The sequence below is a fragment of the Stieleria mannarensis genome (assembly GCF_014154935.1).
Classification (GTDB): Bacteria; Planctomycetota; Planctomycetia; order Pirellulales; family Pirellulaceae; genus Stieleria; species Stieleria mannarensis.
Genome location: NZ_JACEHH010000016.1, coordinates 130,014 through 154,688 on the forward strand (window position 1 = coordinate 130,014; position 24,675 = coordinate 154,688).

17 protein-coding genes are annotated in these 24,675 nt (G+C 60.7%); 14 read left to right on the plus strand and 3 right to left on the minus strand.

From position 1 onward, the window contains the following. Positions 1-5: 5 nt before the first annotated feature. On the plus strand, positions 6-437 hold the full coding sequence (locus tag H1B37_RS13040) for a hypothetical protein (RefSeq protein ID WP_182867091.1): 432 nt from the start codon (positions 6-8) through the stop codon (positions 435-437). Between the two features lie 234 nt (positions 438-671). On the opposite strand, the gene H1B37_RS13045 is transcribed toward H1B37_RS13040, so the two are convergent. Together H1B37_RS13045 and H1B37_RS13050 are read right to left on the minus strand one after the other, a co-directional pair. Beyond that, positions 672-2,249, minus strand: a complete 1,578-nt coding sequence (locus tag H1B37_RS13045) for an aldehyde dehydrogenase (NADP(+)) (RefSeq protein WP_182867092.1) — start codon at positions 2,247-2,249, stop codon at positions 672-674. A gap of 147 nt (positions 2,250-2,396) precedes the next feature. Next, on the minus strand, positions 2,397-3,251 hold the full coding sequence (locus H1B37_RS13050; RefSeq protein WP_182867093.1) for a fumarylacetoacetate hydrolase family protein: 855 nt from the start codon (positions 3,249-3,251) through the stop codon (positions 2,397-2,399). A 46-nt stretch (positions 3,252-3,297) separates the two neighbouring features. Here H1B37_RS13050 and H1B37_RS34385 point away from each other — a divergent pair, with 46 nt between their 5' ends. Both H1B37_RS34385 and H1B37_RS13060 read left to right on the plus strand, forming a co-directional pair. Beyond that, entirely contained in the window at positions 3,298-7,188 is a 3,891-nt protein-coding gene (locus H1B37_RS34385; RefSeq protein WP_182867094.1) for a CRTAC1 family protein, read from the plus strand. Positions 7,189-7,235: 47 nt separating this feature from the next. Continuing rightward, positions 7,236-7,541, plus strand: a complete 306-nt coding sequence (locus H1B37_RS13060; protein WP_182867095.1) for a flagellar basal body-associated FliL family protein — start codon at positions 7,236-7,238, stop codon at positions 7,539-7,541. A 104-nt stretch (positions 7,542-7,645) separates the two neighbouring features. Here the strand turns inward: H1B37_RS13060 and surE are convergent, their stop codons facing one another. Beyond that, positions 7,646-8,407 carry a 5'/3'-nucleotidase SurE gene (surE, locus tag H1B37_RS13065; RefSeq protein ID WP_182867096.1) on the minus strand — a complete coding sequence of 254 codons (762 nt, stop codon included), beginning with the start codon at positions 8,405-8,407 and terminating at the stop codon, positions 7,646-7,648. A 393-nt stretch (positions 8,408-8,800) separates the two neighbouring features. Between surE and guaA the strand changes: the two genes are divergently transcribed. The 11 genes from guaA (at position 8,801) to H1B37_RS13120 (ending at position 24,591) form a co-directional block, all read left to right on the plus strand. Beyond that, entirely contained in the window at positions 8,801-10,414 is a 1,614-nt protein-coding gene (gene guaA, locus H1B37_RS13070; RefSeq protein ID WP_182867097.1) for a glutamine-hydrolyzing GMP synthase, read from the plus strand. Between the two features lie 18 nt (positions 10,415-10,432). Then, entirely contained in the window at positions 10,433-12,109 is a 1,677-nt protein-coding gene (gene ettA, locus H1B37_RS13075) for an energy-dependent translational throttle protein EttA (RefSeq protein WP_182867098.1), read from the plus strand. A gap of 89 nt (positions 12,110-12,198) precedes the next feature. Further along, positions 12,199-12,462: a hypothetical protein gene (locus H1B37_RS13080; protein WP_182867099.1), complete on the plus strand. Its 264-nt coding sequence runs from the start codon at positions 12,199-12,201 to the stop codon at positions 12,460-12,462. 90 nt (positions 12,463-12,552) lie between these two features. Continuing rightward, on the plus strand, positions 12,553-16,695 hold the full coding sequence (locus H1B37_RS13085) for a hypothetical protein (RefSeq protein ID WP_182867100.1): 4,143 nt from the start codon (positions 12,553-12,555) through the stop codon (positions 16,693-16,695). A gap of 598 nt (positions 16,696-17,293) precedes the next feature. Then, the gene (locus H1B37_RS13090) at positions 17,294-17,968 is read left to right on the plus strand and encodes a DUF8692 domain-containing protein (RefSeq protein ID WP_182867101.1); all 675 of its coding nucleotides are present in this window, start codon (positions 17,294-17,296) and stop codon (positions 17,966-17,968) included. Positions 17,969-18,148: 180 nt separating this feature from the next. Then, positions 18,149-19,681 carry a rhamnulokinase gene (locus H1B37_RS13095; RefSeq protein WP_182867102.1) on the plus strand — a complete coding sequence of 511 codons (1,533 nt, stop codon included), beginning with the start codon at positions 18,149-18,151 and terminating at the stop codon, positions 19,679-19,681. A 344-nt stretch (positions 19,682-20,025) separates the two neighbouring features. Next, entirely contained in the window at positions 20,026-20,622 is a 597-nt protein-coding gene (locus H1B37_RS13100) for a 5-formyltetrahydrofolate cyclo-ligase (protein WP_182867103.1), read from the plus strand. 101 nt (positions 20,623-20,723) lie between these two features. Beyond that, entirely contained in the window at positions 20,724-21,737 is a 1,014-nt protein-coding gene (locus H1B37_RS13105; protein ID WP_182867133.1) for a ketoacyl-ACP synthase III, read from the plus strand. Between the two features lie 86 nt (positions 21,738-21,823). Continuing rightward, entirely contained in the window at positions 21,824-22,384 is a 561-nt protein-coding gene (locus H1B37_RS13110) for a YqgE/AlgH family protein (protein WP_182867104.1), read from the plus strand. 12 nt (positions 22,385-22,396) lie between these two features. Next, entirely contained in the window at positions 22,397-23,182 is a 786-nt protein-coding gene (locus tag H1B37_RS13115; protein WP_182867105.1) for a metallophosphoesterase family protein, read from the plus strand. Further along, positions 23,179-24,591 (plus strand): sensor histidine kinase, encoded by a 1,413-nt coding sequence (locus tag H1B37_RS13120; RefSeq protein ID WP_182867106.1) that lies wholly within the window; start codon positions 23,179-23,181, stop codon positions 24,589-24,591. Before H1B37_RS13115 ends, H1B37_RS13120 begins: the two co-directional genes overlap by 4 nt. Positions 24,592-24,675: the final 84 nt, after the last annotated feature.

A 24,675-nucleotide genomic window follows, 5' to 3' on the forward strand; every position in this document is an offset into this window, starting at 1 on the left:
GACCGATGCAATTGATGATCTACATCGCCGCTTTGTCGGCAGCCTCGCTGTCAGCGGCCTCGTTCTCGGCGACGGGAATCCTGCCGCCGACCCGGCTTGATTCCAATACGACCGAAGCCGAAGTAGATCTCGTCGAACTGAACCACTTTCTAGACGACCATGGCCGAGAAGTTTTCCGCCAGGTCGTCTTTTTTGATTGGTCGCGAAAGAACCGCCAGTTCGAAGTCCGAGCGTGGCGGCTGGTCAAACACCCGTCGCAATTGCCGCGCCAGGTCGATCAATCGGCGACCTACCTGGTCCGCTGGCAAGACAAATCGATCACCCGCCAAGTCCGCGCCAAATCGATGCGGGAAACCTGGAGTCAAGAAGATCCCGAGCGTGTCAACCGCGCCCTGTTGCCGGAGAACCAGCGCCGCCCGCTTTGGCCGACGAAGTAGATCCGGCCTGAAGCGTTCATTTGAGCGCGGCGACGCACTACAGTAGCGGAACTCGTCAACGGCCTGTTGATTTAATCAGCCGCGCGGCGCTAGAGGCGGTTCTCGCCGCCACGAAACCGGCACTAGCGCCCATCGGCTGATCGTTAGCTTGTTCATTTCGAATCAATCAACAGGCCGTTGAGAGTTTCGCTCGGTAGCGGTAGCGTGCGGAGTCGAAAGTCTTGGCGACTTCCGCTACTGCACGTCCGCGGTCGTCCAAGCCCCGTCGATCCGCCGCGGGGTTTGACCGGTCGGGTTCTTGTCAGCCAACAAGGCGGGCAAACGCTGGGCGCGGACGTTGTCATAACTGGTCAGTTTCGCAAACCGCAGCAGCGCCCCGGGAACACCGACGGCGGTGAATCCGGGGTGTCCGGTCGCCGGGTACGGTCCGCCATGGTTCATCGCCGCCGAAACCGCAACTCCCGTTGGCATCTTGTCATTCAAGACCCGCCCCACCTTCGGCGTCAACTCGAACGCCACTTGCTGGTACGCCGCATCGTCGCTGCCGGCCGGATCGCTGTAGATGCAACCGGTCAAGTTGCCTTCCAGGCTGGCGATCACCTTACACAACTGGTCCAAATCGTCGACGACGACCACCAGCGACGCGTTACCGAACGCTTCGGTCTGGAAGCCTTCGGGGTCGGCCAGAAATTGCTTTCCGGTTGCCGTCATCAACGTGTTGGCCAGCGCACAGCGGCCCGCTTCGACGTCACCGCCGCCGACCAGCAATTCGGCCCCGAAACCACACAGTGTCTCGATGCTCTCTTTCAAGCTTCCGGCAACGGCGGGCGACAGCAGGGTCCCGGCGGGAGAACCGCCAAAGCGTTCCTTGACAGCGGCGATGAAGTTGTCGGTGTCGTCGCCGGCGACCGCCACGACGACGCCGGGGTTGGTGCAGAACTGGCCGCTGCCCATCAACGCACTGCCACAGAACTCGTCGACGATCTCATCACCACGCGCGGCCAGGGCGCCGGGCAACAGCACGACCGGGTTGACGCTGGAAAGCTCCAGATAGATCGGTTTGCCGGCGGCGTCCGCGGCGGCCTTGAGTTTCAATCCCGCCGATCGGCTGCCGGTGTACCCGGTCGCGCCGACGCGGGGATCGGCGACCAAACGTTCGCCGTCGGAATGTCCGGTTCGGTAAATCAATTGCACGATCGCGCCGGGCATGCCGGACTCGTTGGCGGCATCCAAAGCCAGTTCGGCAAACAACCGCGTCGTTTCGGGATGAGAGCTGTTGGCTTTACCGATCACCGGGTTGCCGGCGGCGATCGCCGCGGCAAAATCGCCGCCGGAGACCGATCCGAAGGCGAAGGGAAAGTTGTTGGGTCCGAACACGCAAACCGGGCCGAGCGGTTCGTAGCAAGAACGGATTCCGGCGGCGGTGTCGATCGTGGCGAGTGCCCAATCACCGCTGCGGCAGGATTCGGCCGCGGCGCGAAGCTGGCCGCTGGTCCGCGGCAACTCTCCGTCGGCCAGACGCGGCGATTTGGCCAGCCCGGTTTCCGCGTGAGCCGCTTCGACCAACGCGTCTTTGGCCGCGTCGATCTTGTCGGCGTACAAGTCCAAAAACGCCGCAATGTCCGACGCGGGAAGCTTCCGCATCTCGCGCGCCGCCCCGGCGGCGGCTTCAAGTGCGGCATCGCAGTCCGCCCAGGAGCTGACCGGAAACTCGGCCGGTAATTTTTCGTTGGTGTTCGGGTTGGTGGCTTGGAACGTGCCGACCGAATCGGCGTCGCGCCACGATCCGGCGATCAAAACTTTTGCGACCATGATGATGTTGTTGTTAGCTGGGGTGATGTTGAGAGTTGAAGGAGTGAATGACCCGCAGGGTCAGCCGTAGTGGACGACGCGAGGAGTCCTCACAGCTGGGAATCCGAATGGACTCGTCGCCTCGTCCACTACCCGGGAACCGATTGTTTACCCTTGGATGATCGGATTGCGGAGCGTCCCGACGCCGTCGATGGTGATGTTGACGACGTCGCCGGGAAGCAAGGTGAAATCACTGGTCGGAACGATGCCGGTTCCGGTCATCAAAAACGCACCGGCGGGAAACGAATTGTCCCGGGCCAACCAGCCGACCAGGTTTTCAAAGCTCCGTGCCATCTGGCCGCCGTCGGTTTGTTGATCAAAGACCGTCTGGCCGTCGCGGACAATTTTCAAATCCACCCCGATCGAATCGGCAGCCGGCAAGGTCTCAAATATGCTGACCCACGGCCCCAACCCTGCACACTGGTCGTAGCACTTCGCCTGCGGCAGATAGAGCGGATTTTCGCCTTCGATGTCGCGCGAGCTCATGTCGTTGCCGACGGTCAAACCGACGATCCGCATTTGGGGACTGAGCACCAGCGTGATTTCCGGCTCGGGGACGTTCCAGGTGGCATCGGTTCGAATCCGCAGCGGTTGCCCATGACCGGCGACGCGATGCGGTGTCGCCTTGAAAAACAATTCGGGGCGATCGGCGTTGTAGACTCGGTCATAGCACGATGCGGCGGCTTCGGACTCCTCCATCCGCGCGGTCTGAGATCGTTTGTAGGTGACGCCCGCCGCCCAAACCTCTTGATCGTCGATCGGCGGCAACCAGCGGATCGAATCGTCGATCGTGATCGCCGGTTCGGTTTGCAGCGACTCGGCCGCGGCGATCGGCGTGGCGTGGGCGATCAGATCCGCCAGGGTGGCCAATTCATCGGTCATCACCAACGGAAATAATTCGTTTTCGCGGACCACTCCGACGCGGATCCTGTCGGACGCATCAAGGAATTTTGCTACTTTCATATGTCAAACCTTTTTTAATGAATGGTCCCAACGGATGGTAGACACCGTGAACGCCCCCCCAACAAACCGTCCGACCAACCGCAACACGATCCAGGCGAGTTTGCGTCGGCAATTGGCCGTTGTCTTCGCAGCGGTTGCAACGTCGATCTCGCTGACGTTCTCCGGTTGCAGTTGCAGCCGCGACGCTGCCGACAACGGAAACGGTACCACGCCGCCGCTCCGCGGTGAATCGGAGGCGAACCTGGTAAAGATCACCCAGGCGCTTGCGGCGACCGAAAACATGGAACCCGAGCAGGCCGAAACGTTGTGGGCGGAACTTCGAAATCAATTCGCCCAGGACCCTTCGGTCGCTCTCAATCGCGCGCTCAATGCCGTGCTGGCGGTCGACATGCTGACCGCCGCCGCGACCGATTCGGTGAAGACCAGCGAAGAAAAATCCGCGGCCCGCGCACAGCTGCCCGACGCCATCGAAGCGGCACGAAAGGCGATCGACCAGTACCAGGAAAACTCCGGCGATGCAGTCACCAAACTGTGGCTGGATAGCCGCATCGATGCACACGAAGCCACGTTGCTGGGCGCAACACTCAGCAAGTCGCTGCGTCGCGACCTGTTCACGCGGCTGACGCAAGCCATCGACGGACCGATGGGAGAAGATCCCCGCGCCGTCATCTTGGGCGGACCGTTGATCGAGTTGCTGGAGAAAATGTCCGACCCCATCGATGGGCTGCCCGAGGCGGTGCTGAAACCCGCCGCAAAATCGCTGCAACGACTTTCCGATCAAAACGAAGACAACCTGTTCCTGGCGCTGCGGGCGCTGCGGTTGGCGATCGACGATCAAGACGTCGCGGCGGCCGAACTGGCGGATCGCACGTGGCGCTTGGCCAAAGCGGTTGAGCCGACGTTGGCCGCCTACACCAAACCGATCGGGCTGTCGCCAGAAGACCTGGTCGATCGGATTCGCGATGCGGTCAGTGACGGAGACTGGGCCAAGGCTGATCAGTCGTCGGTGTTGTGGTCCAACGTCTTGAACCCGCTGGAAATCGTCCGCACCGACCGACGCCGCACGTCACCGCACCCGCTGGACCGATTGAACTTTGACACCGTCCGCGAACTGAGCAGCGAAATCGCAACCGCCAAGCCGATCGCAAGAGACGAGGCGGGGATTTCGTTTGTCTTTGAAACGATTGCTGACGGGATGCTAGCCTTGCCGCTGGATGCCGATCTGGATCTTCGCATCGATCTGGCCACCGTCTCGGCCGACGGACAACTGCAATTGTTACAACGTCAAAACGATCGTTGGGAATCGCTTTCTAGTCTCAAGCTCGATGCCACACCGAGCGGGCTGGCGGCCGCCGATCTGTTCATGGTCGACAGCAGCGATTCGGATCGCATCAAACGCAGCCAACCGGCCGAGCAAGGTGACGCGGAAGAAGGCAACGCACAGGACGCTGTCTCGCCCCAACGCCACGACACATTACCGACGTTGATCGCGTTCGGACCGCAGGGCGTGCAACTGATGCAAATCGACATGCGCAGCGAAACCCCGATGGCCGAGCGTTTGACGTTGGTCGACAAAGCGACGGGGCTGGAGGAGTTGCCTTCGATCGCGGCGGTGACGATGGGGGACCTGGAAGGCGACGGCGATCTGGATCTGATCCTTGCCCCCGCCGAGGGGCAAATCCGCGTGATGATCAACCGCGGCAACCGCACCTTCTTTGAGGCTGCGATTGGGACCAGCACCGTGGACGGCGATGACCCGATCGCCGACTTGACGATCGCCGACCTGGATCGCGACATCGACCTGGACGTGTTGGCGATTCACAAGTCTGGACGCGTCAGCATGCTGGAGAACCTGCTGCACCTGCAGTTCCGCTTCCGCAACCTGGACTCCGTCCCTCCGCTGCCGGTCGCGGCCGATGATCCGTCGTTGACCGTTGCGGTGGAAGACGTCGACGCCAACGTCGGTTGGGACGTCGTCGCGACCAGCAGCAAACAGTCATCGGTCGCGTTTGGAAACTCGTCCGACATCGGTGTCTGGACGGTGGATCGCGTCGAAACGGGACCGGGGTTCCAGTCGCGGCCCGCCCTCGGTGACTTTGACAACGACTCCTATTTGGAACTGATCGGCGCTGCCCAAACGTTGAAACTCGGTCCCTGGGGGATCAACGTCATGGACCCGGCGGCCGAGTTGCCTGAGGGACTGGTCGACGCCAAAGCGACCGACATCGACGGCGACGGGCGGATCGACATCGTCTCGATGGGGGCCGATGGCGCCGGCGTCGGGATCAACCAGTCCGCCGGCGACGCCCACCAGATTTCGGTCCGCTTCAAAGGCATCGCGGACAACGCGGCGGCGAGTGGGCGGGTGAACCACTACGCGATCGGGTCGGTGCTCGAGTTGCGATTCGGGCCGCATTATCGCAGTCGCATCGTTCGCGGCCCCGCGACGCACTTCGGCATGGACGGGATCGATTCCGCCGACTCGATCCGTGTCATCATGCCCAACGGTTTGACGCAAACGATCCGCGACCCCGAAGTCGATTCGATCATCGAAGAAGAACAAACGCTGAAGGGGTCGTGCCCGTATCTGTACAGTTGGGACGGACAGCGGTTTGCATTCGTCACCGATTGTTTGTGGGCCGCACCGCTGGGGCTGCAGGTCGCCGCCGGTGTCGTCCAGCCCGATCGTCCGTGGGAATACTTGAAGATCGACGGCGATCATGTTCGGAAAAACGAAGACGGTCAGTATGAGCTTCGATTGACCGAGGAATTGTGGGAGGTCGCTTATGTCGACAAGATCGAATTGACCGCGGTCGACCACCCCGCCGATGTTGCGGTCCATTCGAACGAAAAGGTCGGGCCGCCGAGTGTCGCGACGCCGACGATTTTTTCCTTCGACGAAAACGAACTGCACACGGTCGCCGCCGCCGTCGACACCCAGGCCCGCGACGTGACCGAGTTGCTGACGCAGGCCGACGAACACTACGTCCAGGGGTTTGATCGGCGGATCCGCCAAGGCTTGTGCCCGCCGCACTGGATCGATTTGGATTTTGGTCCGGCGGTCAAGCAATCGTTGGCCGATCACGAGGACGCATCGGTCTACCTGGTGCTGCGTGGTTGGATTCTGCCGACCGACACGTCGCTGAACATTCAAATCGACCAAAACCCCGAATTACCGTCGATCGAATTCCCGTCGGTCTGGGTTCCCGATGCCTCGGCTGACTCCGGCTGGCAACAAGTGATCCCGTTCATGGGCTTTCCCGGCGGAAAGACCAAGACGATCGTCGTCGACGTTTCGCAGCACCTCCGGCACGACGATCCGCGAATCCGCGTGCGGACGAGCGCCCAGATTTATTGGGACGCCGCGTCGCTGGCGATTCAAACGGCTCCGGCATCCAGTGTCACGCAGGCCGTCGAATTGATCGATGCCGAAGTCGCCTTTCATGGTTTTTCCCAACGCATCAAAGCGGATCACACGCGTCCGGAAACCTACGACTACAGCCAAGCCGACGCCCAGCCGAAATGGCCGCCGCTGCGGGGTTCGGTCTCGCGCTACGGTGACTGTACCGAGCAATTGCGACAGTGGGACGACTCGATGGTGGTGATCAGCGGCGGCGACGAAATTCGCATGCGGTTTGCGCCACCGCAGCAGGACGTGCCCGAGGGTTGGAAGCGCGACTTTATTTTGCACTGCGTCGGTTGGGACAAAGACGCGGACCTGAATACCCTGACCGGCCAATCGATCGGGCCGCTGCCGATTCGCGACATGCGCGGCTATCCACCGACGGCCCAGTCGGCCGCACGATTTGACGCAGTGGAGCAAAAAAACGCCGATTCACTGCGTCGACGCCAATCGTTTCGGGCGTTCTGGCATCGCGGACAAAGCCTTGAGAAACCGTTCTTGAGTACCGTCAACGACTCGGCGAAAGCGTGGTAGACTCCGGCGGCGTTTTTTCTCAACGATCCCGAATCATTCCTCTTTGCATGACCAACCTGCCGAACGATCCCGCCGACGACCAGGAGCGCGGCGCCGCGAAAAACGTGGGGATGCAATCCGCGTTTCGAAGCCTGCTGCTATTCATCATCGTGATGATGCTGCCCATCATCGGGTTGCTGGTGTTCCTGAATGTCCGCAAGCAAAACCAGGAGGCGGCAGAGAATCAGCCGGATGCGGTGCAAGCCGAACAGGTGGGACCACGCGCGCCGTCGTCAGTCTCGGTGGTGGATGGGGACCAAGCGACAGAGGCCCAAGAGGCAGAGGGCGACGACGCATCGGACGCGGAAGAATAAAACCGACGGACTGGTTCATACGTAGCTACCTTCGCCAGAAGGTGGATCCCTGCTGTTTCCCACGCTCTGGCGAGCGTAGCTACGGTGGTGCAAACGTTTTTTCGCTACAGCTTGAGCCCCCAAGTGGCCATGTCGTCGGTCAGCGAGTGGTTGGTCATGTCGAACTGCAAGCTGGTCAGCGTCACATTGCCCTTGCGCAGTTCGGTGATGTCGGTTTGTTCCTGCGGCGGCTCGCTGGGTTCTTCCCACAGCGCCCAGTAGTAATCACGTCCGCCGGGGTCCTGGCGTTTCTCGTAACGATTTCCGTATTGGGCCAACCCCATCGGCACGATCTGCAGTTCGGCCGGTGACTGCGTGGCGGCGGTGGGGATGTTCAGGTTGAACAGCTTGCCTTTGGAGGAGGGGTGTTTCGCGATCCCGCCGATAATTTTTTTGGCGATCACGGCAGCGGATTGGAAGTCGGCGTCGGGGTCATACTCCAGCGAGACGGCGACGCTCGTGGTTCCGAAAAACGCGCCTTCGATAGCCGCGGCGACGGTGCCGCTGTACAGCACGTTGATCCCGGCGTTCAGGCCGTTGTTGATGCCGCTGACGACCAGATCGACCGGGTTGTCGCGTAACAATTCGGCGATCGCCAATTTGACACAATCGGCCGGGCTGCCCTCGACCGCCCAGGCCCAGTGGCGTCCGTCGCGGTGAATCGACTTGCCGACCAGCGGGGTCAAAAACGTGATCGAATGACTGACGCCGGACTGTTCGGTCGCCGGCGCGATCACGATCACCTCCCCGAGGTGGCGGAGTTGTTGTTCCAGTGCGGCCAGTCCGGGCGCGAACACACCGTCGTCGTTAGTCAAAAGGATTCGCATGGGAATAATCGAGGTGACATCGTTGCAGAAAAATAAAGACGCTCGGTCGAACCATCGGCGATACCGACCGACGGTCCGTTGCGGTGTTCCGCCGCCGAAACGGGGGGGCGGCAACTGCAGGACACGCCGAAATGGCGTCGACGCTCGGTCGATCCGATGGTCTTCTGGGAGGTCGCCGCGAAACGATCTACACCGTGTCGGCGGTTTAGCCCCTTGGGAATTACCGGTGCATTTTCTACACTCCCGGTTTGGCATTGGCGACTACGGCACTCGCGACAATGTCGATGCGGCCTGGCGGCGGCGGCCGAATCGGCTGCTGCGGATTCCTGTTTGGTCGCCCAGTGCCCCCTACGCCCTGCCACCTCGGCATCCCCTTAATCCATTCACACCTGCATGAGTGTTTCCAGCGCCCACTCGACGGGCAACTCCACCGCACCAAGCCTTTCCGAGGCCGGGGCATCGGCACTGACCGAGCAACGGATCGTGGTCCTGGATTTCGGTTCGCAGTACGCCCAGTTGATCGCCCGACGGGTTCGCGAGCAGAACGTGTACTGCCAGATCCTGCGGCACGATCTAACCGCCGATCGGATCGCCGAGCTGGCCCCCAAAGGCATCATCCTGTCCGGCGGCCCGTCCAGCGTTTACGAAGACGGCGCGCCGCGCTGCGATCCGGAACTGTTCAAGCTGGGGATCCCAGTGCTGGGCATTTGCTACGGATTGCAGGTCGCCTGTGAAGCCTTCGGCGGCAAGGTCACCAACACCTCGCGCCGCGAGTACGGCCATGCGATGTGCGAAATCGTCGATCCGGGCACCTTGTTTGACGATCTGCCGGGCGAGATCGATGTCTGGATGAGCCACGGTGACCAGATTTCGGCGATCAGCGAACAATTCGAACCGCTGGCCCGCACCAGCACCTGTCCCTTTGCGGCGATCCGGCACAAGGAGTTGCCGGTCTACGGCATGCAGTTCCACCCCGAGGTCACGCACACACCGCAGGGCGGCAAGGTGCTGGAGAACTTCGTGCGGCGAATTTGCGGCTGCGAACCGAATTGGCAGCTGAGTGATTTTGCCGACGCGACGGTCCGCCAGATTCGCCAGCTGGTCGGCGACCGACGCGTGATCTGCGGGCTCAGCGGCGGCGTGGACTCCTCCGTCGTCGCGGCGTTGCTGTACAAGGCGATCGGGCCCCAGTTGACGTGCATCTTGATCGACAACGGCCTGCTTCGCAAAAACGAACAAACGCTGGTGATCGACGAATTCTCCAACCATTTCAAAACCGACCTGCACGTCGTCGACGCCGAAGACCGCTTCCTGGCGTCCCTGGCCGGGATCGTCGAGCCGCAAGAAAAACGTCGGCGGATCGGCCACGATTTTATCGAGTGCTTCAAAAAGGAAGCCGAATCGATCGAGAACGCGCACTTCTTGGCCCAAGGCACGCTGTACCCCGACGTGATCGAAAGCGGTGCCGATCCCGACGGACCGGCCGCGACGATCAAATTGCATCACAACGTCGGGGGGTTGCCGGAAGAACTGGGCTTTGAATTGATCGAACCGCTGCGTGACCTGTTCAAGGACGAAGTGCGTCGGTTGGGCCTGGAGCTGGGGCTGCCGGAAAAACTGGTTTGGCGTCACCCGTTTCCCGGCCCCGGATTGGCCGTCCGCTGTTTGGGCGAGGTCACCCGCGACAAACTGATCGTGCTGCGAGCGGCCGACGCGATCGTGATCGAAGAGATCGAAGCCGCCGGGCTGTACCGCGACACCAGCCAAACGTTCGCGGTGTTGTTGCCCGTCCAAAGCGTCGGCGTGATGGGCGACGCACGCACCTACGACAACGCGATCGCCGTGCGCAGCGTCAACACCGACGACTTCATGACGGCCGATTGGAGCCGGCTGCCGTACGAATTATTGGCACGCATCAGCACGCGAATCATCAACGAAGTCCAGGGCGTCAACCGAGTCTGCTATGACATCAGCAGCAAACCGCCCGCAACGATCGAATGGGAATAGGATAGGAACCACACAGGCATGGGCAGGCAATACATTTACCAGGTCGAAGATCTGACCAAAAAGCACGGTCAAAAGACGGTGCTCAATGAAGTCAATCTGGCGTTCTACCCCGGTGCAAAGATCGGCGTGCTCGGCCCCAACGGTGCCGGAAAGTCGACGCTGTTGCGGATCATGGCCGGCCAGGACACGGACTTTGACGGCAGCGCCAAGCTGACCAAAGGCTTCACCGTCGGCTACCTGGAACAAGAACCGCCCTTGGACGAATCCAAGACCGTGTTCGAAAACGTCCAATCCGCCGTCGCCGAACGACGCGCGATCGTCGATCGGTTCAACGAGATCAGCATGCTGCTCGGTGACGTCACCGACGACGATGAAATGCAAAAACTGTGCGACGAAATGGCGTCGCTGCAGGACACGATCGACACCTACAACCTGTGGGAACTCGATCGCCAAGTCGAAATGTCGATGGCGGTGATGAATCTGCCGCCCGGTGATGCCAGCGTGACGAAGCTGTCCGGCGGTGAACGTCGACGCGTCGCCCTGTGCCAACTGCTGATCCGCCAGCCCGACCTGTTGCTATTGGACGAACCGACCAACCACCTGGATGCCGAATCGGTGTCCTGGCTGGAACAACACCTGGCCAAGTACCCCGGAACCGTCGTTGCCGTGACGCACGACCGCTACTTCCTGGACAATGTGGCCCAGTGGATCTTGGAAATCGACCGCGGTCGCGGCATCCCGTTCGAAGGCAACTACACCGCTTGGCTGGAAGCACGCCAAAAGCGGATGCAGTTGGAACAACGCCAGGCCAAGGCGCGCGAGCGAACGCTGGCCCACGAATTGGAATGGATCCGGATGAGCCCCAAGGCGCGGCAAGCCAAGAGCAAGGCGCGGATCAAGGCGTACGAGGAACTGGCGGCCGAGAAGTTCGAAGATCGGCCCGACGAGCTGGAGATCCAGATCCCGTCCAATCGTCACCTGGGCGAACTGGTGATCGAAGGCAAAAACATTCACAAGGCGTTCGGCGACAAAGTCCTGATCGACGACCTGTCGTTCCGCTTGCCCGCCGGGGGGATCGTCGGCGTGATCGGTCCCAACGGAGCCGGAAAGACGACGCTGTTCAAGATGCTGACCGGACAGGAACCTGCCGACCAAGGCCAATTCCGCGTCGGCGAGACCGTCGATCTGGGCTACGTCGACCAGAGCCGCGACTCGCTGGACGACAACCACACCGTGTTTGAAGAGATCAGCGGCGGAACGGACACGATCGTGTTGGGCGGCCGCAACGTCAACGCCCGGGCCTATGTCTCGCGGTTCAATTTCAAAGGCCCCGACCAAGAAAAGAAGGTCGGCAACCTGTCCGGGGGAGAACGCAACCGAGTCCACTTGGCAAAACTGTTGCGCCGCGGATGCAACGTGCTGCTGCTGGACGAACCGACCAACGACTTGGATGTCGACACACTGCGTGCTCTGGAAGAAGCGATCATCCACTTCCCGGGCTGTGTCGTGGTGACTTCGCACGACCGCTGGTTCCTTGATCGGCTCGCAACGCATATCCTGGCGTTCGAAGGCGACGGCAAAGTGATGTGGTGCGAAGGCAACTTTGAAGTCTACGAGCGTGGATTGCGAGAACGGATGGGCGAAGATCCCAACGAAATCAAGCAAGCTCGCTACAAGAGCATCCACGCCGGTTAACGCGGATCGCGGGGCAATTCGACGCGATCGACCAGTCAATCACGCCGCCCCCTGCGGCGGTTCAGTTTTTTCTCTAACCCTACCCAGCTATGACTATTCTTCGGATCGGAACCAACGAACAGTACTCGAACAATTGGGACGATGTTTTTGGCGGCAAGAAAAAGAAAGCGACCAAGAAAAAGGCCGCCAAGAAAACCGCCAAAAAGAAAGCCGCTGCCGGTAGCGTGACGGTCAAAAAGTCGACCAAGAAAAAGGCCGCAAAGAAAGCGGCCAAGAAGGTCGCCGCCAAGACGGTGACTGCCAAAAAGACCGCCAAGAAGAGCGTCAAAAAGAAAAAGTCGGCCAAAAAGTAATGCCGGCGGCGGCCGATTTTTGTCGAAAGGCCGGCCGCGTTTGGATGCCCTTGATTCGGTGAGTCGCCCTACGTTTTTCTGTCCCGCCCCATGTCCAATCTTCCTCCACCGGAGTCGATCAGCGATTCGCTCAAGCGGTTGGCGGGGTACCTGAATTTCTCCAGCGGCAGCAGCGATCCCGCGATCGCTGCGCTGTGGAACGAAGCGTATTACCACGCCAGCCAAGGCAACCCGCTGACGGGGACGCCGGCTTGGTTGGTCCTGAACAACTGGATCGAACAGACGCTCGTCTCGATGGCCGAGTCGACGTCGGCGTTTGCCGAGATCACCCAGGCCCGCGATGTCGCCAGGCTGTTGCTCAGCGAATTGCTGCCGGCCTACATGGACTACCATCGCGACCTGCTGTTCCACCAGGAACCCGAGGTCCTGTTCAACGGGTTCTTTCTGGCCCGGGCCGCCGAATCATTGCTACGCCTTTATGGCGAACAGCCCCCCGGCGGTGACGACGCGGCAATGGCCGACTTGGTCCAACAAGCCATCTTGGAATTGAACGACTTCGTCGGCTATCGCCCCGTCGCCGTGCTGGAGAATCGACGCTGCCAGCCCTATCCGAACGAGTTCGTCCGCCCGATCCCGCTGTACGTCCGCGGCGCCGGCGTCTCGGCCGGACCGTACTTTGATCTGATCACGCAAACGATCGCGATCCTGCACGACACCGATCCCGATGTGCTGCGCAGTGCGTCGTTTGAATTCGATCAACTGGCCGAACTGGCGCTCGATCCCCGCGCCTATGATTTCGATCATCCGGTCAACCGACGCCCCAATTATCACTTCGGCGGTTGGGACGAACGCAGCGTCAACGCCGAAGGCTACTACGACCGGTTTGTGCTGCGACAGGTCACGCTCGATTCGCTGCGCTCTCGGGTGACCGACCGAAGTCAGGTCGAAGCCGAAGGATTGTCACCCGAGGAGCTGATGACCGAAGCGGCGACCGTCCTGGCCGGCACGATTCTGATGGCCAGCGGGATCAGCGGTTGGGGACCGACGGCCTATTCCAGTGACGTCACGTTGAGCACGTTGATGAAGCCGATCGCGGAGTACCGTGACGCATTCTATCTGGATCGGCTGCACCGATTGACCGGCGACCATCGCAAGCGGTTGGATGCCGAGCAGCAAGTCCGCCGCCAGCCCTTTGGCGCCGCACGCCAGAACTTGAACGCCGCCTTGGCCGAACGTCGTGCCGCACAAGTCCAACACGTGCAACTGGCGCGTCTGTATGCCCGCATGGGTTACCCCGACGCCGCCGGTCGACAAATCGACGTGGTCCCGGCTGCGTCGGCGCGGATGATCTGCCGGATCGATTGCGAAACCACGCTGGGGCTGCGAGCCTTGCGATTCGGCAAGCTGGACGAGGCCATGGAGGTGCCGCAGCGCGTTTATGACTTGATCAAACGAGCCATCGGCTGTGGTGCACTAGCCGACCCCTGGGATCTGATCGGATTCGCCGGCCAATTCAGCTTGCACCCCAGCCCCGAATGCAGCGTTCACGATTCACGTGCCGACGATCTGCTGTATTTGATCGACCAGCTGTTCAGCTACATGGCCAAGGTCTGGAGCGAAGCGGCGGCACGAAATGATCCCCAGGCCTACAAGGCGATCAGCGAACTTTATCGCGAGGTCGCCGAGTGGTGGCGTCAGTTCGGCGCGCACACGGTTGAATCGCTCGAAGCGGCCGACCCACTGGAGTCCTACGACTCGGCTCGCCTGGTCGCCCAGGCGTTGCGGATCTGGCACGAAGGCGGTGCGGCCGCCGGGGATGTGAAATTCTGGGCGCCGCACGCGGAGTTTTTTGATTCCCCACGGGCTTACTCGTTGGTGATTTCGGCGCTGTTGGAACGCTACGATTTCCTGCCCGCGATGGCGTTGCTGATCCATTGGCTGGGCAACGCCAGTGAGATCGGGCTGCGACAAGGCGGCAATTCGTTGCCGCGCTTGGCCGAACGTTGGTTGATGCGGCTGCGTGGGCAATTCGATGACGAATTGACCGGCGAACCCCAGCACCCCGGATGCGAGCCGTCGGAGATCTGGCCGCTGGCGCGAAAATGCTTCGATTACCTGGAAGCCAACGCCGAAGACTTTTGGTCCGCACCCCGATTCGAACTCGGTGACAACGCCAAACCGCCCCGCGACTGGGAACGCGAACTCGCCGGCGAAGCCGCCGACGACGAAAGCGATCCGGACGAAGGCGGATTGTATGACGCCGCCTACGACGGTGTTTCGTATCGCGACACGACCGATGACGGAGTCGACGGCGCGGTCTTTGAATACTCCGGTGACGGCAGTCGCGACGAACTGGAAGCCGAATGGAAACGGTTGGTCGATCGGCTCGCGTTCCTGCAATCGCTGGCACGCATGTGGTCGGTCGCCGCCGATATCGTCATCACCGATGGGCAGGACCAGGACGCCGATCGGGTCAAAGACCAGCTTGTCGCCCTCCGCGGTTGGGCGCAGCGGGCCAAAGAAAACCGCATCGGCTTGCTCGAATTGCTCGACGCCGTCCGCGAGTACAAGATCACTCCCGGAGGCAGCGACAAGGAGTCGATGCGAGACTACGACCGCTCGCGTGTGCTCCGCGATTCGCTGATGGAGCGGATCATCGGGACCGCAGTCGAAATGTCCGACGCGCGGCGGTTGATCTGCGGCGCGATCATCGCCCACGTCGCCAACCATGCCCCCTTGCTCGCCGATTCGCCGCGAAACGTAGCGTCAACCGATCAGGTGGCCGGCGAGGAAGCGGGGCTGGACGAGATGTCCGCCGATGACGTGCAAGCGGTCAAGTTGTACGCCTCGTTGATCGCCGGTGATGTCGAATCGACTCGCAAGCTGTTCCCCGAATACGTCGACGCGATCAGCCGCGAAAACCTGCTGTACATCCCGATCTCACGCGGCGGCGACCCCGTCAAGATTTACCTGGCTCGATTGCGGCAACGCGTGCTGCGGCACCTGATGCACTGGCTGCCGCGGCGCGGTCTGGTCAGCGAAGCGTGCCGATTGATCGAAGTGTCGCGATTGATGGAACAGCAAAACAGCGTCGGCATCGGTGCCGTGACCGAGTTCGACAGCTTGTTCCGTGACGGATTCACCGCGCTGGTCGACGCACTGACCGCCGCCGTCCGCCAAGACCGTGAGTTCGATGAATTGAACCGCGACGAAACCGCGATCGGCGAAGTCTTGATCCCGTTGGTCGAACGGCTGACCGAAACGATGCTCGGTTCCTGGCTGGCCCACAGTCAAACGTTACGGTTATCGCCGCTGGAAACCGTCAATGACCGCCAAAGCTGGGATCGATTGGTCGAGTTCATTCGCCGCTACGGCGATCCGATCTTTACCCAAGTGTTCCTGCAACTGGGCAACGTCCGCGCCATCCTGCACCAAGGCGTCTCGGACTGGTTGCAACGCGTCATCGACGAAGACGACGCGCAGATCGCCGACATGCAACTGTTCGAGGACTTGCGGAGCGGCAAACTGTCGATGAACCAGGCCAACCGCTGGATCACGTTGGTCTATGAAGCCCTGATCGACCATCACGCCGAATACCAGGATTACAACAGCACGACGACGCAAAGCGACCGCGGCGACCTGGTGTACATGTTCATGGACTTCTTGCGCCTGCGGGCCAGCTATGAGCGCATTGCGTGGAATTTAAAACCGGTGATGTGGGCCCATGAAGTGCTGGTCGGAAACGGGCTGGAAAACGCGGCGATGATGTGGCGGCGCAGTTTGAGCGAACGGATCGGCGCCGAAGCGGACAAGTTCGTCATGCGGCTCCGCAAGATGCAGAAAAACTATTCGATGCGGATGCCTACCGTCGCCGACCGGATCCTGGAACGATTCGTCCAACCGATGACGATCGCGCGGATGCGAGCCTTGGTCAAACCCGCGATGCGAGACGCCGAAGCCGGGCGGGAAAGTCCGCGATTCGAGCTATTGGAAGAAGAATCCGAGTTGTTGTCACGAACGCCCACCGGTGCCGGACTGGATGTCCCGGCGTGGCTGGCGGCGCTGGAAGAGGAAGTCGAACAGCTGGCCAAACGCAGTGCCAGCAGCGAGATCGACCCGGAGTCGTTGATGACGATCCCGATCGTGCCGCTGGCCGTCGATGACCTGAACGCCCAGCTGGACGTCGCCCAATCCCAAGGCCGCCGCCTGCCCCACATGCGGTCCAAAGAGTAGCCGTATAACGCTCAATCGTGGCTCGCTCCACGCGAACGTAGCTACCTTCGCCAGAAGGTGGATCTCCGGCGAGTCTCACGCATCCCTCTCGGATGATCGCGGCAGAGTGTTGGTCAAAAAATGGGTTGGTCAAAAAATGGGTTGGTCAAAAAATGGGTTGGTCAAAAAATGGGTTGGTCAAAAAATGGGTTGGTCAAAAAATGAAGAGACCTGTCGGCTCGGCAATCAGCCCGCCCAGCACTGACATTTTTTGACCAATCCATTTTTTGACCCTATGCCCGCTCAATCCTGAACACGTTTTGCCGCAGGTCGTGTGCGGCGGATGAGCAGCGACTGGCGATGCATCGTGCAATGCAGAACGCTGTCCACGCGTACAGACTGCCGTTGTGCGAGATGCGTCGGATTGCGAAGATCGCATTTCAATTCGGTTTGCGCATGATTAAGGTAGAGAGCGAGGCGCGTTCCAAGTTCGTCAGGTTCACGCCATTGCAAGTCAACGGGTGATCGCGGTCGCGTCACCCGTTTCTTATTCCTAGGCATCGTTCCAGTGCTCATCAAGACACCTCAACGTCAGACCACGGTGACGGTCAGCCGGCGAATGCCTTGGTTTCTTGCGTTGATCGCCGGTGTTTTTGTGGTGTCGACCGCTGCTGCCCACCTGGTCGTTGGAGCGGGGACGGCGTCGTTGATGGGATTCCGTCAGCTGATCGATGTGGACGCCGAAGGCAATTTGCCGACCTGGTTTTCGTCGGCGCTACTGCACTTTGCGGCACTCATCGCGTGGGCGATCTCATCGGCGGACTCGTCCGAAAACCGCCGCAGCTGGCAGGCGATCGCTTGCCTGTTGTTGCTGATGGGGATCGATGAAGTCGCGTCGGTGCACAATGCGCCCAGTCGAATCGTCGGCGAATTGTTCGGGACACGCAGCGGCATCATGATGAATGCCTGGGTCATCCCCGCAGGCATCCTGTGTCTGGTCGTCGCCGTTTCCTTTCTACGGTTTTTAGTGCGCCAGCCGAGGTGGTTGGCGAGTGGATTGATTCTCGCATCCGGGCTGTTTGTCTTTGGTGCCATCGTGCTGGAAATGGCCAGCACCTACGTCGAGTATGAAACGGCGGGATTCGACTACGACGGGGACGAGCACTACTCGTTGACGTTTGAATTGATCGCCGTCGGCGAAGAGTTCTTTGAGTATGCCGGTGTGATTTTGACGATCGGGTTGCTGCTGCGGCGTGGCCGTGAAGTGCGTGCAGAAATCGGCTTGGCGGTTTAGTGAGGATCGACGGCACGGAAGGGCCATCGTGCGTTGGCGGTGCCTGGTACTCTGGGCCTGCACAAAGATTTATATTGAGCTTGCTCGCCCTGATTCCAGATTTCCGGCTCCGAGAACTTGAAACTTGGAACCTGAAACTTGAAACCCGATACGTTCAACCTTCTCCCTCGAGGCTCTTCCATGACTGACACCCCCGTCCACCTTGCCGTTGACCTGGGCGCCTCCAGCGGACGCGTGATCGCCGGACGAATCGAAGACGGACGGTTGCAGCTTGAAGAGGTGCATCGTTTTGCCAATGACCCGGTGATGATCCAGGATTCGTTGCAGTGGAACGTGCACGGGTTGTGGGCTGAAATTCTAGAAGGGCTGCGGGTCGCGAGTTCTAAATTTGCTGCCATCGCCTCGGTCGGCGTCGACACGTGGGGCGTCGACTATGTGCTGGTCGACGAAAACGATCAGATCGCCGCGCCGATCCGTCACTACCGCGACGCACGCAACAACGGCATGGTCGAACGTGCCTTTGAAATCCTGGGCGGTGCCGAAGAGGGCCGGCGGCGGATGTTCCAGGCGACCGGGTTGCAGTTCATGCAGATCAATTCGGTGTTCCAATTGCTTTCGGCCGTCACCCACAACGAACGGTCGCTGGAGATCGCCGACGGCTACCTGATGATGGGCGATTTCTTTCACTGGTTGCTCTCGGGAAAACGCAGCATCGAAGCGACCAACGCGTCGACCAGCCAGATGCTCGATCCCCGGACGGGCAAGTGGCAGATGGAGATGATCGGGGAGTTGGGGATTCCGACCAAGTTGTTCCGAGAGGTGTCGTTGCCGGCGACCGTTTTGGGAAACGTCCAACCCTCGGTCGCCGAAGTGACGGGGTTGAAGGACGTTCCGGTCGTCCTGCCGGCCACGCACGACACCGCCTCGGCCGTGCTGTCGGTGCCGGTCGACTCGTTCGCGCCCGAGCGGCCGGATTGGTGTTACATCAGTTCGGGCACATGGTCGCTGATGGGATGCGAACTGGCCGCCCCCTGCGTCACCGACCTCTGCTCGGAATTAAATTTCACCAACGAAGGCGGCGTCGGCGGCAGCACACGATTGCTGAAGAACATCGGCGGCTTGTGGATTTTTCAACAGCTTCGCAAATCGATGCAACGCCGCGGCAACGAAGTGACTTGGGAATCGATGGTCAACGAAGCCGAAGCGGCGGCGCCGTTCCAATTGTTGATTGACCCGGACCATGCGGATTTCGCCGCACCGACCGACATGCTGGATGCCATTGACGCCTTTGCGGAAGAGACGGGACAGGGCAAGCCGCAATCCGACGGGGTTTATTACCGCGCCGCATTGGAAGGCTTGGCGCTGCGGTACCGGGTTTGTTTGGGCATGCTGGAACAGCTGGTCGACAGCGAAATCAAAACGATCCACATCGTCGGCGGCGGAACGATGAACGCCTTGCTGTGCCAGATGACCGCCGACGCATGCAACCGAACCGTGGTCACCGGACCGGTCGAAGCGACCGCGATCGGGAATATTGCGATGCAGATGGTCGGCACCGGGGTGATCGGCAGCGGCAATCCCCAGGATCAGGCCACGGCGGTCCTGCAGGCGCGGCAATTGGTGCGTGAAAGTTTTGAGCTGAAGACTTACACGCCCCAGAATGCCGACCGCTGGGACGAACCGGCCGATCGCTACGTCGCTCTGGCGGATTAACCGCTGATCGATCCGCACCGCCAAGAAATGCGTGAGGGATTCACATCAAGTTGCGACAAACCCTCCCTGAACGAGGGCGTGCGGTTTTTGGGACTTCAACCCTCCCTGGCAGGGAGGGTCGAGCGAAGCGAGGGGAGGGGCGATTGGTGGTGTTTGAGTGCCTCCGAACCACAGCAAACCCTCCCCGCGTCGTCGCTCACTCCTCCGCGACCCTCCCAAAGGGAGGGTGAAGGCGCAAACGCCTGATAGATAAGAAATTAAAAACCGCACGACCTCGGACAGTGAGGGGGATTTCAATCGCTGGATGACTTCAAACCTTAACTCGATGTGGATGGGGTAAGGACATGAGCAGAGCCGACAAAGACACGATCCGTCGAACCGCGGCGGAAGCGCGGCGTGCCCAAAGCGACAAACGACAGCTCAGCCGTCAGGTCACCGATCGGATTGCGTCGATGCCACAGTACGCGGCTGCTCGGTGCGTGCTGTGGTACGTGCACGTGCGGGATGAAGTCCGTACGCAGGATGTCCTTTGCGAGATGCTCAACGAGAGCGATAGGGAAGGGAAACGGATCGCCGTCCCCTATTGTGACGGTGACGAGCTGCGACTGTTCGATCTGCGTGGCGGGGACGATTTGTCCGTCGGGGCGTTCGGGATCCTGGAACCGCGCGCCGAGCGACGGGGCCAAGCGGATCGCATGGTGTCGGCAAACGAACTGGACTTGATCGTCGTCCCCGGTGTCGCCTTCGACGCCCTTGGGGGGCGGTTGGGGCATGGCCGAGGCTATTATGACCGCCTGCTCAGCGGCGTCGCGGCGGAGACGGTGCTGGTCGGGGCGGCGTTTGAGTGCCAGATCGTGCCGGAAATCCCGATGGATCGGCATGACGTTGCGATGAACTTCGTGGCCACGCCACAGCGTCTGATTTGCTGCGACAACGGCTGAGTGGCAGACGCGGTGGTCCCCGGGTCCACGCTGGGGCCGAACATTGGTACCCTTTCGGGTCTGACAGTTCTTCTTCTTCTGGCAATTTCAGGATGCCGTCTGTGCCGCACGCCCAAATTGGCCCGATCGCCGTTCATTTTCCCGACAAGGTGGAAACTAACGCAGAGCTTCAACAGGAATTCCCGAGGTGGGATTTGGCTCTGATCGAAGAAAAAACGGGGATTCGCCAGCGCTACATCGCCGCCGAAGGTGAAACAGCAAGCGACTTGGCCGTCGCGGCGTCAGAAAAACTGTTTGCCGAGCACCAGATCGACCCGGGAAGCATCGATTTTTTGCTGTTTTGCACCCAGACCCCGGATTACCCGCTGCCGACGACCAGCTGTCTGATTCAGGACCGGCTGGGACTGCCCACCCATTGTGGTGCTCTGGATTTCAACCTCGGTTGCAGCGGTTTCGTGTACGGGCTTGCCGTCGCCGATGGGCTGATCCAGAGCGGCGTGGCCAAGCGGATCCTGTTTTTGACCGCAGAAACGTACACCAAGTACATCGACCGGGCCGATCGCAGTTTGAGGACGATTTTTTCCGACGGTGCGGCGGCGACGCTGCTGACCGCGGGCGATCAACCCTCCTTGAGGGGGTTTAAATTCGGCAGCGACGGCAGCGGCGCGGACATGTTGATCGTCGGGGACGGGGGCGCAAGGGCTGCGGAAGATGCCATTGAACCCAGGCACCGCAAACGCTGGAAAAGCCGCCTGTACATGGATGGCCCGAGTTTGATCAATTTCACGGTCGACGCCGTGCCCGAGTTGATCGACCAGATTCTGCAACAGGAACAGATGACGGACGCCGAGATTTCGCAATACTTAATGCATCAGGCGACCTGGAAGATGCTCGACGAACTGCGGCTCCGACTGGGGCTGGCCGAAGAGCGGCTTCCGATCGAACTGGCCGAGATCGGCAACACCGTCTCCTGCACGCTTCCGATCCTGATCGACCAACTCCGCAAGTCTGGTCGGCTGGACCGCGAATCCGTTAACATGCTGATCGGATTCGGCGTCGGGCTGTCCTGGGCCGGCTGCCTGTGGCAAGATCTGACGGGCGGAACGGCAAGCTGAATCACGGCGTTGTGACTGTTACCCGAGATGCGATCGTTGCGTGGTCCATCCGGCATCGGGTCCGACTGAACAGGTGGCATCCAACCATGGTCGAATTCTTAAGCGGCAAACTGCTGATCGCATCGCCCTACTTGAACGACCCCAATTTTCTGCGCAGCGTGGTGCTGATCGTCAGCCATGATGACGAGGGGGCGTTCGGGCTGTCACTCAACCGGCCCACCGACCAGCGGCTCAGCCAAGTCGTGGAACTGTCCATGCCGCAGGGATCGGTTCGCGAGGATGATCTGATTTTCGAAGGCGGCCCGGTCGATGGACCGCTGCTCGCGCTGCACGATTTGATCGGCATCGGATCGCCGATCGGCGAGGAGTCGTCGGGGTTGTGGCTGACCGGCGATGAGGACCACCTGCGGTTGTTGCTCTCGCGTGTCGATGCCCGGGTGCGTTTCGTGTCCCAGTATTCCGGTTGGGGCCCGGGACAATTGGACCAGGAAATGCGATGCGGCGGCTGGTTGGTCGGCGCGGCCAATTCAGACATCGTCTTTGACGACCCGGAACAAGTGTGGGAGGCGGCGGTGAAACGTTGTGGCCACGAAGTCCTTTCCTCTCTCTCGCCCGGATTACGTTTCAACGATCCGTCGGTGAACTAAACGGTCGAGCGGATGCGGCGTTTTGTAATCGGAGACATTCACGGATGCGACAAGGCGCTGCGAACTCTGATCGAATGCATTGCGCCCCAGCCGGAGGACGAGTTGATCTTTCTGGGCGACTACGTCGATCGCGGCCCGGACAGCCGCGGCGTGATTGACCAGATCATTGAACTGCAATCGCATTGCCGCGTCGTCGCCTTGCGCGGCAACCACGAGATCATGTTGTGCAGCGTCGCCTTCGGCGGTCTGGACGGAGAGATGTGGCTGAGCGCCGGCGGCAAAGCGACGGTGACCAGCTATGGCGGATCGCTGGAAAAGATTCCCGCATCGCACAAAAAGTTTCTGTTGTCGCTGCTTCCGCACTATGAAACGCAGGAATCAATTTTTGTGCACGCCTGCTATGATCCGCAAACGCCGATGGATCAACAGCCCGAAGAACTGCGTTACTGGACTCACCTGACGACGATGCCCGGACCGCACTTTTCCGGCAAAAAAGTCTTCGTCGGACACACGCCGCAAGCCAGCGGGATCGTGATGGATCTAGGATACCTGGTCTGTGTGGATACCTATTGCTTCGGAAACGGTTTTTTGACCGGCATGAATGTCGCCACCAATGAAATCATTCAAGTGGATAAAAAAGGATTTCAGCGACGCGTTCCCGCGGCGGCGTTTCTGCTGTTTGTCGCAGAGTCGTGCAAGACGCTGCATCGCTGGATCACCCGCCGTGGCCAGGCCGAACTTCCGATGGCCGTGAAACCTGTCAAAGAGCAAGACCGGGACGATCGAGCGGACCGATGAGCAACGCTTCACGAGACGGCGTTGACGCGCGCTTCGGCGGCGTCGCGATCGCACCGGCGGGCGCCGCCGAGGCCGGCCCCGAGGGGGCCACGGTTCCTGCCGCTGCCACCGCCTCCTCCATCACCCGTGCCGGGTTTCGACCCCGGTCGGGCATGATCGTGGTCGGCATGATCGTCATCGTTGCCGTCGTTTGGCTGACCACGTTGTTGGATGCCGGTCCGACCGAGACAATTGTTGCGACCGTGGCGATTTGTTTTCTGGTCGGCACCGCGCTGGTGATCAACAACCTGCTGCGATGGGAGCATGCCGAAAACGCCTACGAAAAACAACGCTTGGCCGCGGAAACCTGGAACGCGCGGTTTCGCAAACTGCACAGCGATTCGACACGTACCAACGCCGTCTTGTCACACATGACCGACGGGATCGTGATGTTGTCCCCCAAGACCGAGATCCTGTTGATCAATGAAGCGGCCATCCGATTGTTGGCGATTCCCGGTGATGGCGTTTACCTGGGCCGACGATTGGCCGAACTGGTTCGCGTGCCGGAAATCGTCCACGCCGCCCGACGCACCCAGAGCGACAAGGTCGATCAAAACGTTTCGGTGGAAATCGTGGACGGTTCGATCGTGCGGCCGGTGGCGGTCCGGATCAGCCGGATTCACGACGCCGATCCGCCCCACTTGTTGCTGGTCCTGAGAGACGAAACCGAAGCCCAGCGGGTCGAGGCGATCCGGCGCGAATTCATCGCCAACGTGTCGCATGAACTCAAAACGCCGCTGGCGGCCATCAAGGGCTACGCCGAAACGGTCGGACTGGCGATCGAAGACGATCCCGAATCGGCCAAACACTTCATCGCACAAATTGACACCCAGTGTCTGCGACTGGAAGAACTGATCGCCGACATGATGCGACTGGCGCGGGCCCAATCGGGTAAGAGCACGTTGATGGTCCAGAACATCGACTTGGAAAAAGTGATCCAACAGGCCCTGGACTCCTTCACGCCGGTGGCCGCGGCCAAACAAATTGAATTGACCGTCCGGCCCAGCGACGGGCCGGTCCACGTCCTGGCCGACGAAGAAGCGGCGCTGGCGATCACCCAAAATCTGATCAGCAATGCGATCCGCCACACCGACGCCGGCGGGCACGTCACCGTTTCCTGCCGTAGGGCCAACGACGGTTGGACGATGGCCGTCCAGGACGACGGCGTGGGCATCGCGGCCGAGTTCCAGGAGCGGATCTTCGAACGATTTTATCGCGTCAAACGAGGCCGCAAGGCACCCGACGGGGGAACCGGGATCGGACTGGCGATCGTCAAGAATCTGACCCGCGCGTTGGGGGGCACCGTGTCGGTGACCAGCAGTCCCGGAGAGGGGGCGACGTTCGAGGTTTGGCTGCCGAAATCAAAATGACGATCTCGCTCTTCACGAAAGCTTCATCGCCAAAACAGCGTCAGTAGGGTGTACATTTTAGGCAATTTCACCACGATGTCGCTT

What these genes read in the sequence shown, in the direction of transcription:
- H1B37_RS13040 (WP_182867091.1), top strand. Translation starts at nt 6, where the DNA reads ATGCAATTGATGATCTACATCGCCGCTTTGTCGGCAGCCTCGCTGTCA.
- H1B37_RS13045 (WP_182867092.1), bottom strand. Translation starts at nt 2,249, where the DNA reads ATGGTCGCAAAAGTTTTGATCGCCGGATCGTGGCGCGACGCCGATTCG.
- H1B37_RS13050 (WP_182867093.1), bottom strand. Translation starts at nt 3,251, where the DNA reads ATGAAAGTAGCAAAATTCCTTGATGCGTCCGACAGGATCCGCGTCGGA.
- H1B37_RS13060 (WP_182867095.1), top strand. Translation starts at nt 7,236, where the DNA reads ATGACCAACCTGCCGAACGATCCCGCCGACGACCAGGAGCGCGGCGCC.
- surE (WP_182867096.1), bottom strand. Translation starts at nt 8,407, where the DNA reads ATGCGAATCCTTTTGACTAACGACGACGGTGTGTTCGCGCCCGGACTG.
- guaA (WP_182867097.1), top strand. Translation starts at nt 8,801, where the DNA reads ATGAGTGTTTCCAGCGCCCACTCGACGGGCAACTCCACCGCACCAAGC.
- ettA (WP_182867098.1), top strand. Translation starts at nt 10,433, where the DNA reads ATGGGCAGGCAATACATTTACCAGGTCGAAGATCTGACCAAAAAGCAC.
- H1B37_RS13080 (WP_182867099.1), top strand. Translation starts at nt 12,199, where the DNA reads ATGACTATTCTTCGGATCGGAACCAACGAACAGTACTCGAACAATTGG.
- H1B37_RS13085 (WP_182867100.1), top strand. Translation starts at nt 12,553, where the DNA reads ATGTCCAATCTTCCTCCACCGGAGTCGATCAGCGATTCGCTCAAGCGG.
- H1B37_RS13090 (WP_182867101.1), top strand. Translation starts at nt 17,294, where the DNA reads ATGCCTTGGTTTCTTGCGTTGATCGCCGGTGTTTTTGTGGTGTCGACC.
- H1B37_RS13095 (WP_182867102.1), top strand. Translation starts at nt 18,149, where the DNA reads ATGACTGACACCCCCGTCCACCTTGCCGTTGACCTGGGCGCCTCCAGC.
- H1B37_RS13100 (WP_182867103.1), top strand. Translation starts at nt 20,026, where the DNA reads ATGAGCAGAGCCGACAAAGACACGATCCGTCGAACCGCGGCGGAAGCG.
- H1B37_RS13110 (WP_182867104.1), top strand. Translation starts at nt 21,824, where the DNA reads ATGGTCGAATTCTTAAGCGGCAAACTGCTGATCGCATCGCCCTACTTG.
- H1B37_RS13115 (WP_182867105.1), top strand. Translation starts at nt 22,397, where the DNA reads ATGCGGCGTTTTGTAATCGGAGACATTCACGGATGCGACAAGGCGCTG.
- H1B37_RS13120 (WP_182867106.1), top strand. Translation starts at nt 23,179, where the DNA reads ATGAGCAACGCTTCACGAGACGGCGTTGACGCGCGCTTCGGCGGCGTC.